General features: G+C 43.6%; 4 protein-coding genes. 1 reads left to right on the top strand and 3 read right to left on the bottom strand.

Annotation, left to right across the window (positions count from 1 at the left end; translation table 11 throughout):
* The coding region (locus DP116_RS27570) for a group II intron reverse transcriptase (RefSeq protein ID WP_169158161.1) at positions 1 to 945 on the top strand (945 nt) is incomplete at its 5' end.
* 203 nt (positions 946 to 1,148) lie between these two features.
* Here the strand turns inward: DP116_RS27570 and DP116_RS27565 are convergent.
* The 3 genes from DP116_RS27565 to apcA all read right to left on the bottom strand — a co-directional run bounded on the left by DP116_RS27565 (position 1,149) and on the right by apcA (position 2,960).
* A complete protein-coding gene (locus tag DP116_RS27565) occupies positions 1,149 to 1,355 on the bottom strand; it encodes a phycobilisome linker polypeptide (protein ID WP_048868373.1) in 207 nt (68 codons plus the stop codon).
* A gap of 565 nt (positions 1,356 to 1,920) precedes the next feature.
* Positions 1,921 to 2,409 carry an allophycocyanin subunit beta gene (gene apcB / locus DP116_RS27560; RefSeq protein ID WP_169158160.1) on the bottom strand — a complete coding sequence of 163 codons (489 nt, stop codon included), beginning with the start codon at positions 2,407 to 2,409 and terminating at the stop codon, positions 1,921 to 1,923.
* A 65-nt stretch (positions 2,410 to 2,474) separates the two neighbouring features.
* Positions 2,475 to 2,960 carry an allophycocyanin subunit alpha gene (gene apcA / locus DP116_RS27555; protein WP_169158159.1) on the bottom strand — a complete coding sequence of 162 codons (486 nt, stop codon included), beginning with the start codon at positions 2,958 to 2,960 and terminating at the stop codon, positions 2,475 to 2,477.
* Positions 2,961 to 3,400: the final 440 nt, after the last annotated feature.

The following is a 3,400-nucleotide window of genomic DNA, read 5'->3' as shown; positions in this document are numbered from 1 at the left end:
CTAACAATGATTATTATTATTGACTTGGGTGATTTTATTCCTTGGAAGTCCCTAAGCCTTAAGAATAGCATCTTCCGATGCCTCAAAGCAGGAACCAATATAGAATTCCCAGAACAAGGAACGCCTCAAGGCGGTGTGGTAAGTCCCTTATTAGCTAACATTGCCCTCAACGGAATAGAAGAAATACATCCTTCTGTGAGATACGCAGATGACATGATATTCTTCCTAAAACCAGGAGACAATGAGAAAAACATACTTGCCAAGATATGCAACTTTCTTGCAAGAAGAGGGATGAAAATCAGTGAAAGAAAAACCAAAATTACAGCAGCGACAGACGGCTTTGATTTCCTTGGTTGGGAGTTCAAAGTTCAATCTAACGGGAAATTCAGATGTTACCCTTCTAAGGACAATTTCCGAGCTTTCCGAAAGAAAATTAAAAACGTCGTCAACTCTTCCAACTATGGAGCCAATGAGAAAGCGCAAAAACTAGCGCCAATCGTCAGAGGATGGAGGAACTACCACAGATTCTGCAAGATGGACAGAGCTAGAGACAACCTCACTCACATCCAACTTAGAGCTTCCAGAAAGTTCAACAAAGAATCCAAGCAGAGTAGACACTCCACAAAGGAACTGCTTAAAAAAGCATTCCCCAAAGTCCCATACTCAGAAAACAAGCACATCAATGTAAAAGGTGAAAAATCCCCCTACGATGGCGACTTAGTTTACTGGAGCAATCGCAATAGCAAGCTATACGATGGGATAACCTCAAAGATACTCAAGAAGCAAAACCATACATGTGGTCATTGTGGATGCAAAGTACTTTCAGATGAAAGAACCCATCTACATCACATCGACGGCAACCATCAAAACTGGAAGGATAAAAACCTCCTAGCAATACACGAAAGTTGCCACGACTACCACCACATGGGCAAGGGGAAACCCTGAAACATCGGGAGCCGAGTGCATAGAAATACGCACGCTCGGATCTAACAGAGAGGGACGGCAGATAATACCGCCTCTCGACTCTAACAAGCGACCTCCATTAAGGTAGTGGAATAATCAGGTTTTTAATCGCGTGTAAACAAAAAAGAGGTCTACTTGACCTCTTGATAACTCCCTACAAGTCGTATTCAGCTATATAAGTGACATTAACTCAAACCAGTATTAGTTTGCCGCTTACCAGTAGCCAACTCTACCTTGACAATTTTGCCGCCTGCTTTTTGAATCCGTTGTTGTTCACTGAACCAGTTTTCGTAAGGAACAAGCTTAGTGAAATAGGTGTTTTGCAGTTCACGCTGAGTACGAATTCGAGTTTGGCTAGGAACACAAGCAGTAATTTTAAACAACCTTGCCATGTTTTGATATCTCCCTATATTGATGTGGAAACTTTTTTATTTGAAGGTATCCCAACTAAATAGAAGATTATAGTTGAGGATTTCTACGCTAAGAACTCGTCCTAACGTCGCCGGAAAAACTGGTGTCCTGCGTGAGTCGTGGAAACTTTTGTCCTAGAACACTCCAGCGCGATAAGGCTTAATGAAAATCTGTGCATTACCATCAGGTCTATGTCTTCAGCATCTGTGTGCTTTTACAGTGCCTTTTAGTAAATTACCATTGATCTATTATACTACAATGTTGCTTCGCTTTTTATATTGGCTTCGCTTACCCCACCTAAAATGTAGATTTCTTCTTAGTATTTTTAGGTGAGGGCTGTGCTCAGTATTTTCTGTTCAAAATTGTCAGTGCAAACTTTTCTCTAATCACTCAAAGGCTGGAAATCAAGCATCAATACTAAACTTCTAACACTCATCATACATACGTATTTAGCAAGATAAGCGATTAAAAGTTCTAGCACTCATGATCGATTTCCAGACCTTACTTAATAAAGCCGCACTTAAGTTCTCAAGTGCAACCTAGCTTTTAGCTTAAGCCAGAGGAAATGTAATCTAAGTAAACACCCATTTCCTTACCAGCGTCGGGACCTACCAAGCTAGCAGTCACTTCTTTGATAGCTTGAATAGCTTGCACGGTAGCACCAACGGGTACACCTAAGGAGTTGTAGGTTTCTTTCAAACCATTGAGTACACGCTCATCCAAGATGGATGGGTCGCCAGCCAACATAGCGTAGGTAGCATAACGGAGGTAGTAATCCAAGTCGCGGATGCAAGCAGCATAGCGACGAGTGGTGTACATGTTACCGCCGGGACGGGTAATGTCAGAGTATAGCAGAGCCTTAGCCACAGCTTCTTTGACAATTGCAGATGCGTTAGCAGCAATGGTGGTAGCAGCACGTACGCGCAATTCGCCAGTTGAGAAGTAGCTCTTGAGCTTTTCGAGAGCAGAAGTATCCAAGTACTTACCTTGAACGTCTGCAGAGTTAATGACAGAGGTAATTGCGTCTTGAGCCATGTTGTTGATTCCTTATTTCCAACTTTATTGCATTACTTCAGTTTCAGCAGGGAAATAACTTCACCCTATTGCAAGCCACCGATAACGTAGTCGAAGTAAGAGCCAGCTTCAGTAGCGTCTTCACCAGACAACAGTGAGGTAGCAGCGCTCTTCAAACCACGGACACCTTCAGCAACACCTTCAATTGGAGTACCAAGGGACTTGTACATTTCGCGAACACCCACAAGACCAATTTCTTCAATGGGGGTGACATCACCAGCTACAACGCCGTAGGTGACGAGACGCAGGTAGTAATCCAGGTCGCGCAAACAAGTAGCGGTCATTTCTTGACCGTAAGCATTACCGCCAGGAGAAACAACATCAGGACGTCTTTGGAACAGTTGATCACCAGCTTGCTTCACAATACGCTCGCGGTTTTCGGTGAGAGTTTGAGCAATGCGGAGACGCTTTTCACCAGTAGTAACAAATCCCTTAATCCGGTCTAATTCGCCAGGACTGAGGTAGCGCGCTTCTGCATCAGCATTCACGATGGACTTCGTGACGATACTCATTAATGGATTCCTCCAGTACTAAATAAAACCAGAATCTTAAACTGGTGCGGCTTTGATTGGTTAACTGAGGTTATTTTCTCATTTTTTAGATACAACAGCCAAAAAACTGCTGCAACTAGTACTTAAACGAGTGGGCTTGCGTAATGGCTAGTACATCAGCTCATAAACTCAGTTACCTTCCGGAATTATTTTCGGGCATTCTGTTGAGCAATTATGACTGCTCTTAACACTTTGTAACATTGCTTTTCATGTTGACTGCTCTACCGACAATCTGAAAGCTAATCTAGGGAAAGGTTAGAACGCCTTTTGCGAGTCAATGTCCTACGGATAGGGTGTAAGGGTATAAGGGGAGCCAGTGCTGTGGGCGGGTTTCCCGACTTGTAGACGCCGGAGGCGGCTTCCCGCTTTCTTAGCACCTGGCGTTGTGAGGGTGTAGGGGG

This window comes from Brasilonema bromeliae SPC951 (genome assembly GCF_012912135.1).
Classification (GTDB): Bacteria; Cyanobacteriota; Cyanobacteriia; order Cyanobacteriales; family Nostocaceae; genus Brasilonema; species Brasilonema bromeliae.
The sequence above is the reverse complement of the archived record's forward strand: the minus strand, read 5'-3'. Positions and strand labels throughout refer to the sequence as shown.

Excerpts from the sequence above, each read along its gene's own strand:
- apcA (WP_169158159.1), bottom strand. The coding sequence starts at position 2,960 with ATGAGTATCGTCACGAAGTCCATCGTGAATGCTGATGCAGAAGCGCGC.
- DP116_RS27565 (WP_048868373.1), bottom strand. The coding sequence starts at position 1,355 with ATGGCAAGGTTGTTTAAAATTACTGCTTGTGTTCCTAGCCAAACTCGA.
- apcB (WP_169158160.1), bottom strand. The coding sequence starts at position 2,409 with ATGGCTCAAGACGCAATTACCTCTGTCATTAACTCTGCAGACGTTCAA.